Annotated in this window: 12 protein-coding genes; 7 read left to right on the top strand and 5 right to left on the bottom strand. The window is 42.6% G+C overall.

Annotated features, from left to right (window positions below; genetic code table 11):
* Positions 1 to 60: 60 nt before the first annotated feature.
* Entirely contained in the window at positions 61 to 8,169 is an 8,109-nt protein-coding gene (locus GL182_RS24450; RefSeq protein WP_163379268.1) for a malectin domain-containing carbohydrate-binding protein, read from the bottom strand.
* A 223-nt stretch (positions 8,170 to 8,392) separates the two neighbouring features.
* Between GL182_RS24450 and GL182_RS08635 the strand changes: the two genes are divergently transcribed.
* From GL182_RS08635 to GL182_RS08620, 4 genes are read left to right on the top strand one after another with little or no spacing between them, the layout of a single operon-like run.
* A complete protein-coding gene (locus GL182_RS08635) occupies positions 8,393 to 9,637 on the top strand; it encodes a multidrug effflux MFS transporter (protein ID WP_163379679.1) in 1,245 nt (414 codons plus the stop codon).
* Between the two features lie 59 nt (positions 9,638 to 9,696).
* Entirely contained in the window at positions 9,697 to 11,319 is a 1,623-nt protein-coding gene (locus GL182_RS08630) for an ABC-F family ATP-binding cassette domain-containing protein (protein ID WP_163379267.1), read from the top strand.
* Positions 11,320 to 11,325: 6 nt separating this feature from the next.
* Entirely contained in the window at positions 11,326 to 11,730 is a 405-nt protein-coding gene (locus tag GL182_RS08625) for a hypothetical protein (RefSeq protein ID WP_163379266.1), read from the top strand.
* A 23-nt stretch (positions 11,731 to 11,753) separates the two neighbouring features.
* Positions 11,754 to 12,935, top strand: a complete 1,182-nt coding sequence (locus tag GL182_RS08620; protein ID WP_163379265.1) for a class I SAM-dependent rRNA methyltransferase — start codon at positions 11,754 to 11,756, stop codon at positions 12,933 to 12,935.
* A gap of 43 nt (positions 12,936 to 12,978) precedes the next feature.
* Here GL182_RS08620 and GL182_RS08615 read toward each other — a convergent pair whose 3' ends face one another.
* The gene (locus GL182_RS08615) at positions 12,979 to 14,388 is read right to left on the bottom strand and encodes a Gfo/Idh/MocA family protein (protein WP_163379264.1); all 1,410 of its coding nucleotides are present in this window, start codon (positions 14,386 to 14,388) and stop codon (positions 12,979 to 12,981) included.
* A 57-nt stretch (positions 14,389 to 14,445) separates the two neighbouring features.
* Positions 14,446 to 15,555, bottom strand: coding sequence for an acyltransferase family protein (locus GL182_RS08610; RefSeq protein ID WP_163379263.1), 1,110 nt, complete (start codon positions 15,553 to 15,555; stop codon positions 14,446 to 14,448).
* Between the two features lie 209 nt (positions 15,556 to 15,764).
* Between GL182_RS08610 and GL182_RS08605 the strand changes: the two genes are divergently transcribed.
* On the top strand, positions 15,765 to 16,907 hold the full coding sequence (locus GL182_RS08605) for an amidohydrolase family protein (RefSeq protein WP_163379262.1): 1,143 nt from the start codon (positions 15,765 to 15,767) through the stop codon (positions 16,905 to 16,907).
* 273 nt (positions 16,908 to 17,180) lie between these two features.
* On the opposite strand, the gene GL182_RS08600 is transcribed toward GL182_RS08605, so the two are convergent.
* Positions 17,181 to 18,281, bottom strand: a complete 1,101-nt coding sequence (locus tag GL182_RS08600; protein WP_163379261.1) for an SGNH/GDSL hydrolase family protein — start codon at positions 18,279 to 18,281, stop codon at positions 17,181 to 17,183.
* A 79-nt stretch (positions 18,282 to 18,360) separates the two neighbouring features.
* A complete protein-coding gene (locus tag GL182_RS08595) occupies positions 18,361 to 19,212 on the bottom strand; it encodes a hypothetical protein (protein ID WP_163379260.1) in 852 nt (283 codons plus the stop codon).
* Between the two features lie 80 nt (positions 19,213 to 19,292).
* On the opposite strand from GL182_RS08595, the gene GL182_RS08590 reads away from it, so the two are divergent.
* Both GL182_RS08590 and glmS read left to right on the top strand, forming a co-directional pair.
* The gene (locus GL182_RS08590) at positions 19,293 to 20,663 is read left to right on the top strand and encodes a sulfatase-like hydrolase/transferase (RefSeq protein WP_163379259.1); all 1,371 of its coding nucleotides are present in this window, start codon (positions 19,293 to 19,295) and stop codon (positions 20,661 to 20,663) included.
* Between the two features lie 296 nt (positions 20,664 to 20,959).
* Complete coding sequence (gene glmS, locus GL182_RS08585; RefSeq protein WP_163379258.1) at positions 20,960 to 22,795, top strand: glutamine--fructose-6-phosphate transaminase (isomerizing); 1,836 nt, start codon at positions 20,960 to 20,962, stop codon at positions 22,793 to 22,795.
* Positions 22,796 to 22,799: the final 4 nt, after the last annotated feature.

Raw genomic sequence — 22,799 nt, 5'->3', positions numbered from 1 at the left:
ATAAAAAAACCTGGTCTTTTGACCAGGTTTTTTTCTTTTATACCAATGATTGGTTATACCCTATTTTTTTACGATCAGTTTGAGTTGAAGCTGGGAGCCATTTTTAGCATTTAACCTTACCAGGTAAACTCCCTGCTCAAGTCTGTCAACAGGTAGCACATATTCTGATTGAACATTTTCTCTCACATCCTGGATCATCACTTGCTGACCCGACATCGTATAGATGCTAATCCATTCAAGGGCAATGTCTCCATCTAATTTGATAAAGGCTTCCTGACTTGCTGGATTTGGATAAAGGGTCGCTTTAGGGAATCCATTCCTTTTTCCAGGATTATCCATATTCGCTTCAGAAACATATGGAGGCAAAATTCTGGAGGATGATGCCACCTGGCCTTCTTTAGAAGACATTCTCTCCAAAACAATTCCGGATACATTAGAATTATTTTCAGAAGCAACGAAATCAATATCCATGACACCATCTGTTACTTCAATGTTCTCAAAAGTCAATTCGGTAGGCTGATTATTGCTATCCACGTAAATATCAAAGTCATCTTTTACCAATTCCCCTTCAAGAAAGATGTCAAACACCCTATTTCCTGCACTTGCTTCGGGGCCAGCCTTGCCATACCAGGGTTCGGTATGGAAGGTCTTCACTCTGTAAGTACCATTTTCAACTGGAATGAAATAAGACAAAGATTTGGCATACCTTTCCGTACGGAAGATCACAGGCTCGCTACTACCACTATTTACAAAGGTATTGGTGCTGTTGTAGTACTCAGGAAACGCATTATCTCCCAGGAAATCCATTCCATTATAGGAGGTATTCAGCGAGGACCCTGTATTTAAACTTAAAGTCCAGGAGGGTGCCGATTCATCCAAAACATTGATCTCAATCTGAGAAACATCGGAAAGCCCCTCTTCATCCGTCACTGTTAATGAGGCATTATAGGTCCCGGGATCTGAATATACATGCAAGGGATTCATTTCCTGGCTGAAATTACCATCACCAAAATCCCAGGAATAAGTCAGTTCGCTTTCCGCTGAGGAAGAAGCGCCATCAAATATAACTTCCAAAGGTGCCATACCTTCTGCGGAAGACACCATGATGACTGCACTTGGGGATAGCTGTACATCCGTTTGCGATTGAATGGAAAAACCTGAAATACTGGCATTATTCTCAACGGCTATGAGGTTAATATCCAATGTGCCGTCTTTGACCTCAATATCGGTAAAGGTCAACTCCATAGGTTCATTTCCATTTTCAACAAACAAATCAAAATCATCTTTTACGACTTCTCCCTCCAATAAAATATCATAAACACGCTGACCCGCCGCTTCCTCAGGGCCTTTTTTTCCATACCACAATTCATTATGGTAGGTTTTTACAGTATACACCCCATTTTCTACAGGAATGGTATAGGTGAAATTTTTTGAAAACCTCTCTGTCAAAAATAATGCTGGTGAACCCGCACTACTGTTACTATGTGTAGAAGAACTGGTGAAGGACACCCCTGATGTTGATTCTCCAAGGAATTCATTTTCCAGGTAGTTAACAGTATTGTTACTTCCCGAATTGACGGAAAGCGCAAACTCAGGTTGAATCACGGTGCCATCATTAACCGAAATAATCATTTCGTTTGTTGCTACGTTTCCGTTTTCATCTGTCACCGTCAAAACAACTTCATACTCCCCTACTGTGGTAAATTCATGACTGGGGTCAGCCTCAGCAGAGCTATTTCCATCCCCAAAATCCCAATTATAGGACAATGTACCCACACCGGTTGATCCATTACCTGTAAACTTAACCACCAAAGGCACTTGCCCACTTCGGGTGTCTGCTTCAATGATGGCCTGGGGCAAAGGATCGGAACCGCCCTCCGAAATGATAGAAAAACCAGCTATTGATGCATTGTTGGCACTGGCAATTAAACGAACCTCTAATTCCCCGTCGGTTACTGAAATATTTTCATGCGTCAGGGTCATGGGTTGATTTCCATTTTCTACAAAAAGGTCAAAATCTTTTTTTACAACCTCACCTTCCACCAAAATATCATAAACGCGCTGCCCTGGTTGGCTATCAGGACCACTTCTTCCATACCACAACTCATTGTGGTAGGTTTTTACAGTGTACAGCCCATTTTCTACCGGTATGGTATATGCGAAGTTCATTCCAAACCTTTCGGTATAATATAAAGCAGAATAGGCTCCGGAACTATTACTAGATGTTTTTGAGCTGGAGTAACTCACCCCGGAATTACTTTCCCCGACAAAATCAATTCCTTCAAGATTAACCAAACTGTTGGACCCTCCATTCACATGCATTTCAAATTCGCTTGGTGCGGTTACTTTAATCGATACCTGATCATTGGCCGAATTTCCTTCTTCATTGTACACCGTTACGCTTACGACATAGTCCCCTGGCATCTCAAAAATATGAGTAGGGTTCTGCTCGGAAGAAAAATTCCCATCTCCAAAATCCCAGAAAAATGTAAAGTCCTCGGGGTTGGAAATATCGTTGGAAAATGCCACTTCAAGAGGACTTGTCCCGGAATTGGCTGAATTGGTGATATTTGCTATGGGAAATGCACCCAATTCACCCTGATTGACGATGGATAATCCGGATATAGAGGCATTATTGGCAGAGGCTATCAGGTCAAGATTTAACTTGCCATCCTTTACTTCAATATCCTCGAATACCAGGGCCATGGGTTGATTGTCATTCTCAACAAACAGGTCAAAATTACTTTTAACCTTATTATTTTCAAGAAAGATATCATATACCCTTTTACCAGCCGCTGCTGTCCCTCCGCCGGGCTGACCAAACCAGGTTTCTGTATGATGGGTGGTTACTGTATAAATCCCATTAGGTACCTGGATCTCGTAAGACAGTGCACTAGAAAATCGCTCAGTCTGGTACAAAGCAGCGGACTGAATATTGGAGTTGCTATACACATTCCCGCCATTATGTATACCTGTAAGATTAAGATCGCCCAGATAGGTGTTTCCTTCAAAATTCACATCTGAAGATGTGCCTGAATTGTAAAACAATGACACTTCTTCAAAATTACCATCTCCCCCGATAGGAATCACGGTTTGTCCGTTATTTCCCCAATTTATCACCAGATCAGCATTTCCTTCCAACGCATCTCCTTCATAATCCAGTGTCAGATTGAATTCCTGGCCTGGTTTCCAGAAAACATTGGAAGGTAATTCACCTTCCAAAATAAATAAGTCTTCTGCATTGGGACCGGTTAGTTCTATGGATCTGATCCATAATCCGGTATTCCCATTTTCCAGCGATACCGAAATTTCTTTGGGTTGGCCTTTTTTCAAGGATATCGTTTCCGGATAAACCAATTCACTGGATTTTATTGGCTGACCATCAGGTTCGTCAAAACCGAAATACTCCATGTTCTTCTGGTTACCTCCTCCCCTGCTTGGAGAGCCTCCAAGGACAAACAGTCCTTTCCCTGAAACGATACCTTGAGTCCCATGACGGGCAAAATTCAAATCGTCCAGGCTTTCCCAGGATTGTGTCAAAGGATCAAACATTTCGGTAGTAGCCAAAGCCTCTGTACTGGTAGAAACCTCCCCACCAGCTACTATCAATTTATCCAGATAATTGTTTACCATTGCTCCAGCTCTTGGTGTAGGTAAACTTTGACTGGCAGGTAGGGTACTCCAGGACTGGCTGTTAAAATCATACACATCTACCTCTGACAGGACTGGAGCGAAGGTCCCACCGGTACCCCCTGATTGTCTGCCTGATACCACATACAGCCTACTTCCTATGGTGGTGGCAAAAAAGTGATCTCTTGCTCTGGGAGCGTCTTCTAAAACAGTCCATTCTCCCGTTTCAGGGTCAAAACTGTCGAAATATTTTACATATCCTCCATCATGGCCCTGGGTATTGCCACCAACCAGATAAAATTTACCTCTGTGTTCTACCAGGCCGGCTGATCCCCGTCTTCTGTTTTCAGGAATTGCCGGACCCTGTATCCATTCTTCCTTTGCAGGATCAAACATCCAGATATGGGTGGCTGGAGTTTCATTTGGGAAATCATTGGTTTGAAAAGCACCAATTACCCAAATCAAACCATCATAAGTCAAGGCCTGAAAATGATTGAAACTATGCGGATTGATATTGGAGAGGGAGCGCCATTCGTCTTTTGAGTAATCGTAAATATCTATGGTTTTGGCACTTTCTCTTCCACCCATCAGGTAGAACTTGTCCCCCGCCTGTACGAAACTATTTTCGTGTCGTGCAGTGTAAGCTGTACTTTCGTTCTTTAACGTCCACTTCTGCTCAGTCAAATCAGGACTTATGGTCCAGGTAAAGTTAAAGGAAACCGCATCAGAATGGATCTCATCTTCATCATCAATTGTGATGGTAACCCGGTAAGGGCTATTTGCCAGTGCACCCTCCTCTATGGAACCATATATGGTGCCGTTGGTGGGCTCCAGGTAGATACCGGGAGGCAAACCTTCCGCTGCATAATTCAGGTTTCCGTTCCCACCTGAAGCAGAAACAAACATGCTGCCGTCTAATTCATGATTAATAAAATTGATCTGGTCTTCTACTTTTTCAAATACTATAGGAACCTGAATTGGTTTTCCGATGATTTCTATGCCATTCAGCAATGGGTTTTCCTTCTGCTTGAGATAGGTAATATTTAACTCTCCATCAGAAACCGTCACGGGATATTGCTCCATGCCTCCTATCTTGTGTCCAAACCTTTCTATCAGATCCAGAGAAGATTCCACCACCTCACCTTCCACCTGGATATCAAAATACCTTTTTAAAAGGGCTGAAGTACCATCAAAACCATTACCCATATACAGGTTTACCAAATAATCTCCATTTGGTAGCGGGATACTGTATTCCATGCTTGCATCCGGACTGTATCTCTCTTTATTAAATATTTTTACATATTCTTCATCTGAAATATAATCCGGTATAGAGGCATGCCTGTCTGCTGCAGAAAAGGAATTGGTAGCGCTCCTTCCACCGGATACAGCAAACAAATCAGTTTCTTCAGGACCGGTAAGGCTATTGGATACCCAATCGGGTAAATTTTCTTCGCCGGCTATCGTAGCCCCCCCGGCATTGATTCTAAGTAAAATTTCAAAGTCCTGCTCTACAATAACTTCAAAAGTTTGCTCTACAAAGTAATTGTTTTCATCGGTGGCACGGACGGTGATTTCAGCACTTACCTCATCGTTGGGAATGATTACCCTCATCATGTTGTCCTCTATTTCGGCCCCAATCACAGGATTGGTATTCCCTGAAATAGAATAGGTGAGGTTATTCAGCCCGTCATCATCACCAAAGTATTCGTCAAGATCTGTCAAAACATCGGGATCCCCCAATAACCTGCTGATATCCCTTAAGTCCCTTATGGTATAGGGTACCTCTCCACTGACTTTGAAATAATTCCAAACCCCTATAAAACTTTTCCCCATATCATGGGAGGACCCGTAAATGCCTATAGCCAGGGGCATCTCTATATCCTGAATGGCGTCTTTTATGGCTCCCTGGCTTTCAATGATTCCCAGGGAAATGTATGGTTCATTATTGTATTTATACTTCGGCTCAACGGTACCTGTATAGGGGTTAACATCAAAGGCAAGTTCAATTAAAGTATTGGCGTCAGCCCTTTCTGCTTCCGGAATCTCTAAAAACAAGGGGCTCGCATCCTCTACATCTGCGATTTCCTGTGCTGCAGTTATCCCTTCTTTGGTAAAAACCAATTTAATGAAATTACTTTGAGTACCATCTCCTATTTGGATACCAACCTCTCCGTTTCCTTCATAACCATATAGTTGTCCGGGAGAGGATAGTCCTATGAGACCTGAAGAAACGGTGTAATTTCCAGTTTCAGTTCCTGCATTTACACCCAATTGAAAACCTTTGTCCTGATTATTTGCCAGCCCATTGGCTGTTCCTCCTGTCATTGAAATCTGTATGGCACCTGCCGTACCTCCATAGATATCGGGTTCTCCAGGACTTTCGTTACCCTTGTCTAACCAGTTAAGCCAATTCGGATTTTCATCTCCATTGTTCATCAAGCCCGTCAATCCTAACCCTAAATAACCAAACTCCTGGCCTGAAGCATCGGATTGATTGGTAAACAACTGGTTTTCGAGCGGAAGATTACTGGGATAACCAATCTGGAAGGGGTCATCCTTATCCAAAATACCGTCTCCATCATCATCCAGATCATTTAGATTTGAGACAAAATCTTTATCGTAATCATCTGGTGCGGAAGCACCAGAACAATAATCTGTGCCGTTATCTATTTCATCCTGATTGCTGTAACCGTCGTGATCATAGTCTGCATCCGGGTCAAAGTTTGGATCGTCCACCGCAATGCAAAACACATCATCTTCCGGAGTCAATACCATTATCCGGTTATCAAAAGTGGCCACCCAAATGGTGCCAGGGAAAATCTCATCATCCCCATTGGTAGCAATTCCCAGGGCATTTCCGCCATTGAGATTCCATTTACTGAATTCCGCCTCTTTCAATGAGCCGTTTTCATTGAGGTGCACCAAATGGAGGGTACCGCCATTTTTTCCCACAATCAGGGAACCTTTCAATGCTCCTTCAAAATTGCTTGCTTTATATTCAGCGATTCCATTCGAATTGTTTGGAAAAACAGTAACAATATTGGGTTGAGGGCCATTGCTATTCCCGAGGGTGGGAGCGATAAAGTCTGCCTCTTTCGGATTAGCCATGCCTGGAGGAACCGGAGGCCAGTTTGCCGGAAGACTGTTGGCTGCATAATCGTCAAATCCAGGCTGACCCGGAGCTATAGGTTCAAGGATTTGTGTCCTGAATTTATCTGTAGGCGTAAAAGCAGGCGTAACATTGGCATAATCGTTATTGTCTCCAATGAACTTAGTATACAAACCTGCTCCTCCCGGATCATAAGGAAATGAGGCTCCCTTAGGATAGGCTTGCCCCGGGTTAGCCCTAACGGGTGTGGGGTGACCCCCATAATAGGCACCGGGTACATAGGCATCCAAATCAGTAGTCACCAAAAGCAGGTGATCCTGGTTGTCTACAAACTCTCCATCTGCTGAAGGGTTCAGAGGACTAGCCCCTGGCTCACCGGGATCATACCCATTATTTACAAGAGAGGCATTACCTTCCCCCAGGGGCAGACCACCCCAATTGATATTGGCTCCATTGTCCGTGACAAACAACTTCCTGTCTTCAGTCACTACCAGGTCATAGGAGTTTCTATATCCGGGAGAATATATCTGAACAGGCCCATCTAGGGTGACCATTCCCATGTTCAAGCCATCATTACCCCCAAAGGGATCATTGACATCTACCCCATCATAATCCGGATCATTGGGATCATAGATGCCATTTACATTTTCCCGGCTGGGATCATCCAGGGTAGGGATATCGTATTTGAATGACCTACCGGAATGATTATCTGTTTGGGTGGGCAAAGCCTCAATGGCATCCAGGTCAATACTTAAGATAGCTGCAGAAAGGGCAAACTCAGTGATATAGGTAAAATTCTTAGAAGGCGAACCCGCATTTGTCAGGCCACCGCTGGCGACCAACAGGTAAGGTTTGCCATTGATGGTAGTAAACTCCAAGCCGTTAGTAGAATGATTTTCTTCGGATCGGGGCAAGCCTCTTACCAAATCCACTACCTCCCAACTTTCACCAGTCCAGCTGATTTTGGTAATAATTCCTGAGTTGGTATCGAGCAGCTTATCTCCGCTCGGCCCACCCCATTTGGGATCACTCGAACTGACATAGATAACCGGGTTTTCTGCTGTACCCACTACCGTCAATCCGGTAATTTGTCGATTATCCCGTTTATCGTAGGCTAAAAGTCCATTGTCATCATAATTGGGAATATTTTTTACCCCCAGGAGCAGCTCTTCACCAATCACATCATATTGGTTGGGGCCTTCCTTCGAAACCGTATAGATTTTGATCTCCCCCTTGAGCTGGGAAACATAAAGCCGCTCATCAGGACCAAACTGAAGTGAAGTACCTAAATTAATTTTATCAAAATCATTGAACGCCAGTGATGCCTGATTAAAACTAATGTTTTGAGCCAATAAATTATTTTGGAGGGTAACCCAAAATAAAAGAAAATAAAAAATAGATACGATCGTATTTTTAGCTGCTGTTTCCATAAATAACGAAATAATAAATTACTAAAACTTAATATCAATAATTTTTAAAAGTTTTATGCTGTTTTGTTGTTACAATATTAAACATTTTACCTAAAAGAATCAATCTTAAAAAACATTTTATTTTATTTAAAATACATTTTTCGGGATTCAACTATTAGGTTTTTCAACGTTGTTATGCTGAAACCCGGTTTTATCGCTTAAATGTCTATTTTTGCATTTATCAATGAAGGAGCAAAAGAATTATTTTATACTGGTTTTGATATTGGGAGCACTGAGCACAATCAGCCCTTTTTCGGTAGACATGTATTTACCAGCCTTTCCGGCTATCGCAAAAGACCTGCAAACCAGCATTTCAAACGTTCAGCTTTCCCTCACCAGTTATCTTATTGGCATCGCCATCGGGCAGCTTTTTTATGGCCCCCTTCTCGATAAATTTGGTAGAAAAAAACCACTTTATGCAGGCCTCTGGATCTATGTAGGGGCATCCGTGGCCTGTGCTTTCGTGTCTTCTTTCGAAGGACTCATAGCCATGCGCTTCGTTCAGGCCATCGGGGGATGTGTAGGAATGGTAGCTGCTCAGGCCCTGGTAAGGGATTTATTCCCGGTGACCAAAATTGCCCAGACTTTAGCGATGCTAACCCTTGTGATTGCCGTTTCCCCCATGATAGCCCCTACCCTGGGTGGATATATTGCTGCTCATTTCCACTGGCACTGGTTATTTATTTTACTGGCCATTATTTGTACCTGCATTATCATTTCCTGCAAATGGCAATTACCGGACGGAGCGGAACCCGACCGGAACCTCTCTCTCCGGCCTGTGCAGGTATTTAAAAAGTACATAGAAGTCCTTAATAACAAGCAATTTCTTACTTACATCCTGGTGGGTGGCATTGCCGGTGCAGCACCATTTGCGTATATCGCCGGTTCTTCGGATGTATTCATCAATATCTATGGATTAACCGCTACAGAATATGGATGGCTGTTTGCTTTTTTGTCCATAGCCATGATCGGGGCAACCCAACTCAACCATATATTGTTGAATCACTTTAGCAATCGGACCATTGTTATTACCGCCCTTTCCTACCAATTGATCATAGGACTGATCATCATTGTCGGGGTATGGACTGAAGCTTTCAATGTTTGGGTATTGATTGGCATCATGTTTATTTTCCTTACTGGTCACGGTCTGAGCGTCCCGAATGCTGCTGCCATTTCTCTTGCCCCTTTCTCAAAAAATGCCGGAAGTGCTTCCGCCATGATGGGCTTTATGCGCATGGCCATAGGTGGCCTGGTGACGGCTATGGTAAGTCTGTTTCACAATGGTACCGCCATGCCCATGGTCATGTTGATGGCTGGTTGTATTTGGGTTGCAGGAATGGTCCTTCTATTCCATTTCCATTCTACGGGAGAATTGTACACCTGGAGAAAAAAGCCTTCCTCCCTGCCTTTCCAGAGCAAGGGAAAATAGGTGATGCTGGATTATTTTTTTAACTTTGCGCTTTGTTAAATTTTCAGTAGCCAAATACAATGATTTCAGTAGATAATTTATCCCTCAAATTCGGCAAAAGGACCCTGTTCGAAGATGTAAACCTAAAGTTCACTCCAGGCAATTGTTATGGAGTCATCGGTGCCAATGGCGCAGGAAAGTCTACTTTTTTGAAAATTCTTACCGGAGAAATGGACAGCACCACAGGAATGGTCAATATCACTCCCGGGCAAAGAATGGCTGTTCTTTCTCAGGACCATTTTGCTTTCCAGGAAGAAGAGGTACTGCGCACCGTGATCATGGGGCATCACAAGTTATTCGAAATCATGACAGAAAAAGATGCCATCTACATGAAGGAGGATTTTACGGAAGAAGATGGCAACAAGGCGGCAACATTAGAGGCTGATTTTGCAGAAATGGATGGCTGGAATGCAGAAAGTGATGCAGCTGCGTTACTTTCAGGATTGGGTGTAAGTGAAAACCTTCATGGGAAGTTAATGAAAGACCTCTCTGGAGACCAAAAAGTGAGGGTATTGCTTGCCCAGGCCCTGTTTGGAAATCCGGATATCCTAATTCTTGACGAACCTACCAATGATCTGGATGCAGAAACCATCGGCTGGTTGGAAGACTTTTTAATTAATTTTAAAAACCTGGTCATTGTGGTTTCTCATGACCGCCATTTCCTGGATGTGGTAGCCACCCACATCGTGGATATTGACTTTAGCAAAATAAACATCTATTCCGGAAATTATTCCTTCTGGTATGAATCATCCCAGTTGGCCGCCAAACAAAAAGCTGACCAAAATAAAAAAGCTGAAGAAAAAAGAAAGGAACTGCAATCCTTTATCGAACGGTTTTCTGCCAATGTTGCCAAATCCAAACAGGCTACTGCCAGAAAAAAGATGCTGGAAAAACTCAATGTGGACGAAATCAAGCCATCCACCAGAAAATATCCTGGCATTATATTTAAACCGGAAAGGGAGGCCGGAGACCAGATCCTATTAACCGATCAGTTGGCCTTAAAAAAGGAAGAAACAACCTACTTTACCGATGTCAACCTGATGGTGGATAAAGGAGATAAAATTGCCTTTCTATCCAGAACCAAACAGGCTGTTACCAAATTTTTTCAAACCATTATGGAGGAAATCCCTGTTCAGTCGGGGAGTTTCAAATGGGGAGTAACCATCAATAAGGCCTACATGCCCAATGACAATTCTTCTTTCTTTAATTCGGACCTGAAATTAATCGACTGGTTAAGTCAGTATTCTGAAAATCAGGAAGAAGCTTATGTCAGGACTTTTCTAGGAAGGATGTTATTTACCGGAGAGGAGTCCTTTAAGAAAGCCTCCGTCCTTTCGGGAGGAGAAAAAGTAAGGTGCATGATTTCAAGAATGATGCTCCAAAACCCAAATCTCCTGGTTTTGGATGAACCTACCAACCACCTGGATTTGGAATCTATCCACGCCCTGAACAACGCCATGATCGATTTCAATGGCACTGTTCTCTTTTCATCATTCGATCATGCCTTTGTGCAATCTGTAGCCAACCGCATCATCGAATTTACCCCAAATGGCACCATAGACCGCAGAATGGATTATGAATCTTACCTGGAAGACCCGGAGATCAAATCCCTGCGCGAAAAAATGTATCAGAAAAATAAATAAGGCCCCTTGTTATTGGTCTTGATTTTCGTTTACCTGCCGGGAACCATCGCTATTGACGCAGGCTCTTCCCTTCTGGTAAAAACTTCCGGTGACTTTATGCAAAGTGAATGGCTCTGGACCTCTTGGTTAGTCTGCCTCTTTGCCGTTACCCTGATAGCCATGATTCTTGCATTTTGGAAAAGCAATAATTATGCTTTGATTGAGGAGTTTCGTTTTCCTTTTGGTGTCTTTACTCAATCTGCAAACTGCCGGAGTGTATGGGAAGAAAGCGTCTCCTTTGGGTGGCATTTGGCCCATAAGTTGTGGAATGGGGGTATATATGCCTTTTTATTTTCAGCTGTCTCACCTACCACTTCGTCCGCAACTGGACGCATTGGGCATCAGTATCAAGGGAATGATTGCAGTATCTAATTTGAAACCTAAATTAAATCATCATGGATAGCTACCCTGAAATTACGCTAAAAAAGGGAAAAGAAATCTCTATCATAAGGAAGCATCACTGGATATTTTCAGGAGCCATTAAAGATAAACCTGCTGATTTAAGAGAGGGTGAACTGGTTAAAGTTTTGGATTCTGGAAACCAGGTGTTGGGTATTGGCTTCTATTCTCCCGGGTCAATCATGGTAAGGATCATATCCTTCAAAGATCAGGAAATTGACACTTCCTTCTGGCTGGAAAAACTTTCTGCAGCATTCAAATTAAGAAGATTAATTTTTGATAAAACAAAAGGAAACACCAACGCTTACCGTCTGGTACATGGGGAAGGAGACTTACTGCCTGGCCTGGTTATTGATTACTACAATGGAAATGTGGTGATTCAGGGGCATCATCCAGGTATTATCCGACAACGTAAGGGGATAGTTGATGCTCTTATGGCCCTTTATGGTAAGGACCTCCATGCCATTTATGACAAAAGTGCAGCAGCCTTGCATTGGGAAGCTGGACCAGGGGATGAGTGGGTATATGGAACCAAACAACCCATCCGCATTTTGGAAAATGATGTATCCTTTGAAATAGATCTGGAAAAAGGTCAGAAAACGGGCTTCTTTTTAGATCAGCGGGACAACAGAAAATTGCTTCAGCAATACAGCAAAGGGAAAAAGGTGCTCAATACATTTTGCTATTCCGGTGGTTTTTCTGTTTATGCGCTGAAGGCAGGTGCTACTACCGTCACTTCCGTAGATATTTCCTCAGAGGCCATTGACCTTTGTAAAAACAACCTGGAGATCAATGGTTATGATCCCAATACCCATCCCTGTGTGGCGGCGGATGTCATGAAATACCTGCAGGAAAATGAGGTCGAATGCGATGTCATCATCCTGGACCCTCCTGCTTTTGCCAAAAACATCCGGTCCAGACACAATGCTGTACAGGCTTACAAAAGGCTCAACGCCCTGGCCATTAAAAAAATAAAACCCGGCGGGATAATATTTACCTTTTCCTGTTCTCAGGTGATTGACCGGGAGCTTTTTACACATACCATAACAGCTGCAGGTCTTGAGGCGAAAAGGAAAACACAAATCCTACATCAGCTATCACAGGGAGCTGATCATCCGGTCAACCTATTCCATCAGGAGACCTCCTATTTGAAAGGCCTGGTACTTTATGTGGAATAATTAAAGCTGCGAAATTTCCTGTTTCGCAGCTTTTTTATTACGCTCAAGCATTTACGCCGGTGGTACCACCACCTTTCAAGGTAAGTTCCACTGGTTGGTTGCTTTCCCAGGACCCTGCAGTAAAGTCCGGAACATCAATGGAATTGGACCTGTTGGCAACAGACCATTCACTCAATGGGGTGATTGAGCTCCATAATGCTGCATCATAAACATCCTGATCCAAAGGCAGACCATTCCTTAGACTGTCAATTAATCGCCAGTCCATCATAAAATCCATGCCCCCATGTCCACCGATTTTTTTTGCCATTTCTCCCACTTTTTTGACGATTTCGGGAGTGTATTTTTCCTCCAGCTCTTTTACTTCTTCATCCTTCATCCACCCATGGCCGGAAGATATCCCTGGAACCGGCCATTTTCTGGCCATACCCTTCGTTCCGCTGACCAAATGAATTCTGGAGTAAGGCCTAGGAGAGCTGACATCATGTTGAATCATGATGGATTTACCTTTTTTGGTTTTAACCAGAGTGGTGTTCATGTTTCCACGAAAATTCTTGGTGGCAAAGGAGGAAAAGAAATTATCCGTTTCAGCCAACTCTTCTGCCCGGGCCCTCATGTGGTAGTCATTGCTGGATAGGGAGGTAAGGTAATCCATTTGGTCTCCCCTGTTGATATTCATGATCTGGCAGACCGGCCCCAATCCATGTGTAGGGTAAATATTTCCATTCCTGTAATTCTCCTTCAATCTCCACATTTCCTGATAACCCGAATCTTTTTGAAAATTTAAATCCAAAAGATCATGAATATAAGCTCCTTCCCCATGAATGATGTCTCCAAAAAAACCATCCCTCGCCATGTTTAGTGTCATCAGTTCAAAAAAATCATAGCAACAGTTTTCCAATTGCATGCAATGCTTTTTGGTACGCTCAGAAGTTTCCACCAATTGCCAGCATTCTTCCAGGGAAATAGCGATTGGCACTTCGGAAACGGCGTGTTTGCCGGCTTCCATGGCATATACAGCCATAGGGGTATGCCATTCCCAGGGTGTAGCAATATAAATCAGGTCCAGGTCATCTCTGTCCACCATTTTCTTCCAGGCATAGGTGGACCCGCTATAGGTCTCAGGCTCATGAGAAGTACCTTCCAGACTTTTCATTACCTTATCCACCATCTCAGGCCTAAGGTCACACAGAGCTTTGATCTCCACTCCCTGAATTTTACTCAAACGATTGACAGCTCCCGGACCCCTCATACCCAGACCGATCACTCCTACCCTCACCACATCCAGTTTAGGGGCAGCATAACCACACATGTTAAACCTCTGGGCATGTTGTTTTTTACTTTGAACAAGCACTTTTTCTTGTTCTTCCTGAGAAAGTCCGGTAAAACCGGTTCCCATCATTCCTATTCCGGCAAGGCCGGAGAGTTTTAGAAACGCTCTCCTTTGATTACTCATATTGATATCTATTAATTAGTTTTAATTTTATTTATAAGGTTTTTATATAGATCATTCCTAAATTTTAAAAAATATTTTTCTCTGATATAGAAAATAACAAAGGTACCACATGATCCCTAAGGTAATTGTCGCATTCAATAATTCCAATAAATTCTCCGAAAGGCCCAGAGCACCAAATACCCCATAATTGAAAATCCTTACAAAACCTGTTAACCAATCATGCCCCAAAACCTGAGCAAAAAGGTAAATGAAAATCGGATTCATGCCTACAATGATAAAGAAGAAAGTCCAGCTTTTTACTTTTTTTACATCTATCAGCCAGTAAAACCATGCCAGGGCCAATACGGCCCATCCTCCTGAAGCAAAAACGAAAGCACTTGTACTGATCCTTTTAACGATGGGTGTGATTCCGGTCCAGTCCAGGCCATAGCCTATCAGGAGACCGCCCAGACCTGCCAGTACAAAATATTTAATCTTTTCCCTGGACGAGGATTGATGCGACAACAACAAATTCCCACACATGGCCCCCCAGAGGGTATGAGCCGCTGTTGGAATACAGTTGATAGCTACCCATCCCCCGCCATTAATTTTACCCATGAGCAGCAGGTCAGTAAAAGATCCAAAATTCTCTCCCTTAACAAAAGGTGCAGCAGGATCATACAAGCGGTACATGAATTCGGTCAATGCCAGCAAGCCTAAAGAAATAATCAGTTGAACCCTGAATGGTAACCTGATTAGAAAATAGGTCAGCAAAATGGTAAATGACAACTGGGTAAGTACATTCCATAACTCAAACACCAGGGCATCCGCATAAACACAATGCAGCCCCGTACCAAATAGAAACAATAGCCCGCAACGCCTTAAAATATGCTTTGTCACTTTGCTTCTATCCCCCTGTAAGGAAAGCCTTTTATTTAAAGAAAAAGGCATGGCTACCCCTACAATAAACATAAAAAAAGGTTGAATCAAATCCCAAAACCGCAGACCGTTCCAGGGATGATGGGTAAATTGAAGGAAAAACATATACCCCATGCTTCCCTCTGAAAACATGTCCAGTAGGGCACGATATATCAAGGCGGATTCCGCTACCAATAAAAACATGGTAATCCCCCGGTAAGCATCCAAAGAACCCAGCCTTTGGTCTGTTAATTTTGGGCTTGAGGCCATATTCGGTTTAAATGACTACATGTGTGGTCCAGCCATAAAAGGATGGAAGCCAAATATAGCTTTTCAATTTACTGCTTCAAACAGTACTTCATGAAAATATTATGAATGGTAAAGGGGTAAATTTAAAATATTTGTGTATTTTTCTTATTCGCTAAGGGCTGCTTTTATCTGCTAACCCAAAAAATTGATTAAAAAACACCCTTCCAATCATGTCTCCTAAACCCAATATGACACGCTATTCACAACCGCACATCATTTTCCTGTTTTTTTTACTGAGTTTTTTCTCCTGTGAGAAAGCAGATAATTCTACTGATGCTGAACAAATTCCGGATAACCAGGTCAATACATTGCTGTTAAAAGATTACAAACCTGAATCTATTTACAATAGCCATGGTCCTGCGGTAGAGAAGGCTGCCTTTCCCATCATCGATATGCATGCACACCCCTATGCCAAATCAGAGGCACAGCTGGATGAGTGGGTACAGCTCATGGACAAGGTAGGCATAGATAAAACCGTCCTCCTTACCTATGAGACCGGATCAGCTTTTGATTCCCTGGTGCAGGCGTATAAAAAATACGAGGACCGGTTTATCCTATTTTGTGGTTTTGATTATACCGGCTATGAATCGGAAGATTTTGGACCTGCAGCCGTGAAAGAACTGGAGAGGTGTTTTGCTGCCGGTGCAAAAGGAGTAGGTGAATTGGGAGATAAGGGTAAAGGCTTGTTTTATTCCAGACCCACCAAAGCATTTGGAATGCACATAGATGATCCGAAAATGAAACCACTGATTCAGAAATGCGCCGACTTGGGAATGCCTATTAGTATTCATGTAGCCGAACCCATCTGGATGTACCAAACCATGGATACCAGCAATGATGGACTAATGAATGCCTTCAAATGGAGACTTGATGATCAGGAAGGAATAGTGGATCATGAGGGCATGTTGAAGATTCTGGAAAATGCGGTGGCAGAAAATCCTGAAACAACATTTATTGCCTGCCATTATGCCAATTCCAGTTATGACCTTAGCTTGTTAGGTGAGCTATTTGACAAATACCCCAATCTATATGCCGATAACAGTGCCCGATATGCAGAAACCGCATCCATTCCCAGAACCGTAAATAAATTTTATACCCGGTATGCAGACCGGCTGGTTTATGGCACAGATATGGGAATAAGTGAAGGCATGTACAAAACTACCCTAAGAATTTTAGAGACAGCAGACGAACACTTTTATGACAGAAATATTTCTTCCTACCACTGGGCCATGCATGGATTTGACCTTTCCCCACTGGTTTTAGAAAAAGTATACCGGGAAAATGCCAGGAAGATTTTGAATTTACAGCCTTAAGATGACTATGAGATCCACCAAAATAACCTCCCTGCCATGAATAGGATTAGTGCCGGTAAATCCTTACAACTCATCTCCAAAATAAGGAACCATTACCGGCTAGCCGATGCCTGTGCAAAGACATTCAGCCCGGCTTCTTTCTGCAATGTTCACATCCTAAAATGGATCAGGGAGACTGAGTTACCGAAGTCCCTATAAAAAGGAGTTGGTTATTTGATCTGTTTTTTTGAATAAGTAATTAATTATTGATTTCATTCCTTTATTCAGGATACCCTATTTTAAAATCTCCTTGACAAGAGCGGCATAAGCGATGGCATATTGATCCATACCCAGATCGGAAGGATGAGTACCATCCACGGTAGCGTCCATTTCGAGTCCTATGGCATCCTTATCCAAATAATAAATGCCCTGAAACCCATCATTTATTAACTTTTTATAGGCTTGCATTGACCAAATGTTTCTCTTTTGGTAGGCTGATTTCCTTTCCATATTGATCAGGTCATCGGTATAGCCTGCGTGTGCAACCAAAATAATGGGGGTATCTGGTCTTTTTTCTTTCAAATAACGTACAGCATTGGAAATTCTTTTCTTAACCTCATTTTCCCCAAAAGTATCCCGCACTAAATTTGGCAGGCAATCCAAAATATAAATGCTGCTCTCAATTCCTGCCAGGTATTCAATTAAAGGTTCTTCTAGCTGACCATTCCCCGAAAAACCCAGGTTGATCAGCGAATGATTCACTTTCCTTTCCAGAATAGCTGTCCAGGCCATTCCCGGTCTGGAAGCACAGGCACCTTGCGCTATAGAAGTTCCATACACCACAATCGGCTTCTCAGACGGATCCTTTGACAGAAAGTCAAGTGTGGCGCCTCCCGGTATGCCTACCTCCATAGACAAAACCTCATTGTAGAGTGGCAGGTAAAGGTCAAAGTTTTTATCCTCCTGCTTGATATCATTAATAAGGAATTCATACTGTATGGTGTCAGCAAAGGAATAAGTACCTTTTACCCAAATCCATTGACCTGCCTCGTTTTTGGAATACAAATCCAAACCACTTACCCCTGTAGCAGGCATGTGCGGCATGCCATGGGTTCCCGAAACGGTATACCTGACGGTGATCTTTTTTGCATCGGTGGAAAATTTCAACTTGAGACCTGCCGCATGTCTGGAAAGCCTCCAGACAGGCTCCCTGACTTCATTCATCAGTGAGTCCGGTAACCTGGAAAACGCTGACGCAGCACCTGCTTTTCCGTGCACTATATTTTCCTTGCCCGACTCCAATGGGTCGAACCAGACGAGTTGCTCCTGTGCTGGTAAAGAAGCAATGGAAATGAATAATAAAAACAGCGTATTAGAAAGGAATCCAATTTTCATTTAAATATTATTTTCGTAAAACCAGTTGCTTTTAAATAAATTCTGAAGAAAGGTATCGCCTACAATGGGCAGTATACGCTTACACATGGAGGATTTCAATCTCAGTACCGTAAATTCTCTTGGCCACACCTGAAAAGGAACTCCAGTATGATCCGTAAATTTTCTTAGTCCCTGCCAGCAAAAACATTTCCACAGCAGCGTCAACCATTCCCTCCCTGGTATCTCTACCAAAAGTTTTCTGGTAGGTCACCACTACATCCGGAAATTTTGACTGTAGATATTCAGCTGTTTCAGGATCATCAGTAGCTAAAAAGGCTCCAAAATTTTCAGGATTTACTTTCAGATAAGCTTCGATCTTCTGTTCAAAAAGCCCAACTGGGCTATTTTCAATGGCTTTTTTGTGATCTGTTCTTCTTATATGTATGCCAATCATATGGTCCCTAAAGTTTTCTCTCGCAGCTTTTACTTTGGAAGCGACTTCCTGGGCTGGAACAAAGAAGCGGAACCCATCCTGGTAGTCCAAACATTGATTTCCCGTAATCACCAGAATGTTTTTCTTATGTGCACAGATTTTTTTCAGGTGATCGACACCTTTTTTGACATCTTTATCCATTAACAGACAATCAAACCCCAATACCCTACAAAGAATTTTATGGTAAATGGTTATAATCCAACGGATAACCGGAAAATTATTTTCGGTAAGGGATTTACGGTTAATGAAAAATTTATACTTAACTTCAGGCGCTAACAATTCGAATTCAGAACTCTTCTGAAATAATTCCTGATAACCAATATTTAAGCCCTTATCAGGGATCCAGATAACCTTTAAATCAGCATTAAGCAGGGATTTGAAGTATATAAAAGAAGAAATTGCCCTCATTCTGTTCCCTAAACCGGAAGTTGGAATCAGGAATATATTTACATTTTCCATGTGAAAAAAAGTTTAATCGTAAACTTAATATTATTTTGTATAAAGATTAAATTAATTCTTAAAATAAAAAAAAGTTTAAAATGTTGAAATTAATCTTAGCACTATTGCTATTGACCGGAATACTTTCACATAGTCTTCACGCCCAGGAAAAGCCAAATGTGTTGGTTATCCTTACGGATGATCAGGGGTATAAAGATTTAGGCAGTTATGGTTCAACAGATATACTGACCCCTAATCTGGATTTGTTGGCAGAAAAAGGCGTTAAATTCACCCAATTTTATGCAGGAGCCCCTGTTTGTTCTCCTTCCCGTGCTTCCTTATTGACGGGAAAATACAATTTTAATGCCGGCCTTTTTGGAAATGTAGCCCCTCCTCATGTAGATCCTGAAGGAAAATCTGGTTTGCCTACTTCAGAAATCACCCTTGCCGAGGTATTTAAAGCCAATGGCTACCGAACAGGCCTGATTGGGAAGTGGCATTTAGGCCATACCCCGGAAAAGCTTCCAAACGGACAAGGTTTTGATTATTTCTTTGGCCACCAAAGGGGCTGCATAGATAATTATTCCCATTTTTTTTATTGGAGTGGACCCAATTTACATGACCTCTATCAAAACAATCAGGAAGTTTACCGACCCGGGCAGTTTTTTGGTGATCTGATGGTTTCGGAAATGAAAGGTTTTATCGAAGAAAATGACGCAAAGCCCTTTTTTGCCTTTTGGGCTATCAACATGCCTCATTACCCCTATCAGGGAAACCCAAAATGGTTGGAAAAATACAGTGAACTGGAAAGCCCCAGAAAAGAATATGCCGCCTTTGTCTCTACGCTGGATGAATTGATTGGGGAGGTCTACCAGCACCTGTCGGCCACAGGAAAATTAGATAACACGATAATTGTCTTCCAATCTGACCATGGACACAGCGTAGAAGAGAGGGCCTTTTTCGGTGGAGGGGATGCAGGAGATTTCAATGGAGCCAAATTCAGTATGCTGGAGGGAGGTATACGCGTTCCTGCTATCATCAGTTACCCTGCTATGCTTCCCCAAAATGAAAGCCGCACCCATTGGGCCAACAGCGTGGATTGGTTACCTACATTGGCAGAAATGGCTGATATCAAGCTTGAGACTGATCAGCAAATTGATGGCAAAAGCTTGTTGCCCTTGATTTTAAACGAGAAAGAATCCAGTCCGCATGATGTCATGTATTGGGCAACCGGTTTTCCTGACAATGAAAACCATCCCTGGGCCGTAAGAAAGGGACCCTGGAAATTACTAGGCAATCCCAATGACCCCACCGGTAACCTGAATTTTGGAGCAGCAGATAAACTTTACCTGGTCAACCTGGAAGAAGATGTCACCGAAGCCGAAAACCTTGCTGCGGACCACCCGGAAATTCTGAAGGAGTTGCACCAGCTTTACAAAAACTGGGTCAATCCCTTTACATCCGGAAACTGAAAAAAATTTAGAGTATTTTGAAAATAAATACTTTCAACATTGCTGACAGGATTCTTAAAGGAAAAGCATCCTTCTATGCATCAAAATTAATTTTAGGAACACGCTTTCATCAATCTTTAAACTTTTAAATTAACTTTTTTTCTGGAAAGAAAATTTAGATTTTTTCTATTTACTTTTCTACATTTTTTTAACAATTCAGACAAATGTTGCATTTGTTTTTATTACTTTTTATTTATTAAATTTCGATCTCATAGATACTAAATTACTTTTATAAAATAATATTTTGATATTTTCATATGTGTGGTATCGTTGCTTATATTGGTTCCCGAGAAGCTTATCCAATCATTCTAAAAGGTCTTCAAAGACTGGAATACCGGGGTTATGACAGTGCCGGCGTGGCGCTGCTGGACAAGACAGTCCAGGTTTATAAAAAAAAGGGGAAAGTGGCTGAACTTGAAGCTTCATTGGTAGGCAAAAACCTTCATGCCCGGGCAGGTATAGGGCATACCCGTTGGGCCACTCATGGTGAACCTTCTGATAGAAATGCTCATCCCCACCGATCTTCGTCCGGAAAACTGGCCATGGTGCACAATGGTATCATAGAAAATTTTGCTCCCATCAAAAAGGAATTGATCAGCAAGGGATATGTTTTCGAAAGTGATACTGATACAGAGGTGTTGCTTCACTTTATTGATGACATTTACCAAAACGATGCAGAAAGCCTGGAAGAAGCCGTAAGGATTGCTTTAAAACGGATCGTAGGAGCCTATGTCATCATTTTGCTGGATCAGGATCATCCAGACACTCTGATTGCTGCCAGAAAGGGAAGCCCATTGGTAATAGGAATAGGAAAGAATGAGCATTTCCTGGCCTCTGATGCTTCGCCCATTATCGAATATACCAAAGAGGTGGTCTATATCAATGATTATGAAATGGCCATCGTAAAGCCGGATGAACTCATATTAAAAAATCCTGGAAACGAACGCATAACTCCTTTTATTACCCAATTAGATATGGAATTGGCTGCCATAGAAAAAGGAGGGTATGAACATTTCATGTTAAAAGAAATATTTGAACAGCCTACTGCTGTTTTTGATTGTTTGCGGGGAAGGCTTGACCCGAAAGCAGGAACCATTCGAATGGGAGGAATCGACAAGCATGAGGGGATTTTGAAGGAAGCAAATCGCATCATTCTAGTGGGCTGCGGTACCTCCTGGCATGCAGGGCTTTTGGCGGAGTATGTTTTTGAAGAGCTATGCCGCATTCCTGTTGAAGTGGAATATGCTTCAGAGTTCAGGTACCGAAACCCGGTGATCCATCCAGGGGATGTAATCATTGCCATTTCACAAAGCGGGGAAACCGCAGATACCCTGGTCGCTCTGGAAAATGCAAAAAACCAGGGAGCTTTTATTTTCGGGGTAGTGAATGTGGTGGGCTCAAGTATTGCCAGACTTTCCCAGGCAGGGGCTTACACCCATGCCGGACCAGAAATTGGGGTAGCTTCCACCAAAGCCTTTACAGCCCAACTAACGGTTCTTTATCTTATTGCCATAAAGCTGGGCTATTCCAAAGGCACCCTCACCAAAGAGCGGTACCTGCATTTAATCAATGAACTCGCTTTAATTCCGGAAAAAATCAGCGAAGTATTGAAAAAGGCAAAAGAAATTGAAGTCCTGGCAGAGAAATACAAGGATGCCAGAGATTTTCTCTTTTTGGGCAGAGGCTATAATTTTCCCATTGCTTTGGAAGGTGCCTTAAAACTTAAGGAAATCAGTTACATCCATGCGGAAGGATATCCCGCCGCTGAGATGAAACACGGTCCTATAGCACTGGTAGAAGAGGGGCTCCCCATTGTTTTTGTAGCTACCAGGGACAGCTATCATGAAAAACTGGTCAGTAATGCCCAGGAAATCAAAGCCAGAAAAGGGAAGGTTTTGGCCATCATTACTGAAAATGACAGTGTTTTCCATGAGATTGCTGATGAAACCATAACCGTACCGGCTGCGGATGAAATCCTGGCTCCCCTATTGAGTGTAGTCCCCTTGCAATTGTTGGCCTACTACACTGGTCTGGCCAAAGGCCTGGATGTAGACAAGCCCAGAAACCTGGCCAAATCCGTAACTGTGGAATAACCAA

The sequence above is a fragment of the Cyclobacterium sp. SYSU L10401 genome, assembly GCF_010993705.1.
Lineage (GTDB): Bacteria > Bacteroidota > Bacteroidia > Cytophagales > Cyclobacteriaceae > Cyclobacterium.
This window is presented reverse-complemented; position numbering and strand designations above follow the sequence as displayed.

Excerpts from the sequence above, each read along its gene's own strand:
- GL182_RS08610 (WP_163379263.1), bottom strand. The coding sequence starts at position 15,555 with ATGGCCTCAAGCCCAAAATTAACAGACCAAAGGCTGGGTTCTTTGGAT.
- GL182_RS08630 (WP_163379267.1), top strand. The coding sequence starts at position 9,697 with ATGATTTCAGTAGATAATTTATCCCTCAAATTCGGCAAAAGGACCCTG.
- glmS (WP_163379258.1), top strand. The coding sequence starts at position 20,960 with ATGTGTGGTATCGTTGCTTATATTGGTTCCCGAGAAGCTTATCCAATC.
- GL182_RS08595 (WP_163379260.1), bottom strand. The coding sequence starts at position 19,212 with ATGGAAAATGTAAATATATTCCTGATTCCAACTTCCGGTTTAGGGAAC.
- GL182_RS24450 (WP_163379268.1), bottom strand. The coding sequence starts at position 8,169 with ATGGAAACAGCAGCTAAAAATACGATCGTATCTATTTTTTATTTTCTT.
- GL182_RS08605 (WP_163379262.1), top strand. The coding sequence starts at position 15,765 with ATGTCTCCTAAACCCAATATGACACGCTATTCACAACCGCACATCATT.
- GL182_RS08590 (WP_163379259.1), top strand. The coding sequence starts at position 19,293 with ATGTTGAAATTAATCTTAGCACTATTGCTATTGACCGGAATACTTTCA.
- GL182_RS08600 (WP_163379261.1), bottom strand. The coding sequence starts at position 18,281 with ATGAAAATTGGATTCCTTTCTAATACGCTGTTTTTATTATTCATTTCC.
- GL182_RS08615 (WP_163379264.1), bottom strand. The coding sequence starts at position 14,388 with ATGAGTAATCAAAGGAGAGCGTTTCTAAAACTCTCCGGCCTTGCCGGA.
- GL182_RS08635 (WP_163379679.1), top strand. The coding sequence starts at position 8,393 with ATGAAGGAGCAAAAGAATTATTTTATACTGGTTTTGATATTGGGAGCA.
- GL182_RS08620 (WP_163379265.1), top strand. The coding sequence starts at position 11,754 with ATGGATAGCTACCCTGAAATTACGCTAAAAAAGGGAAAAGAAATCTCT.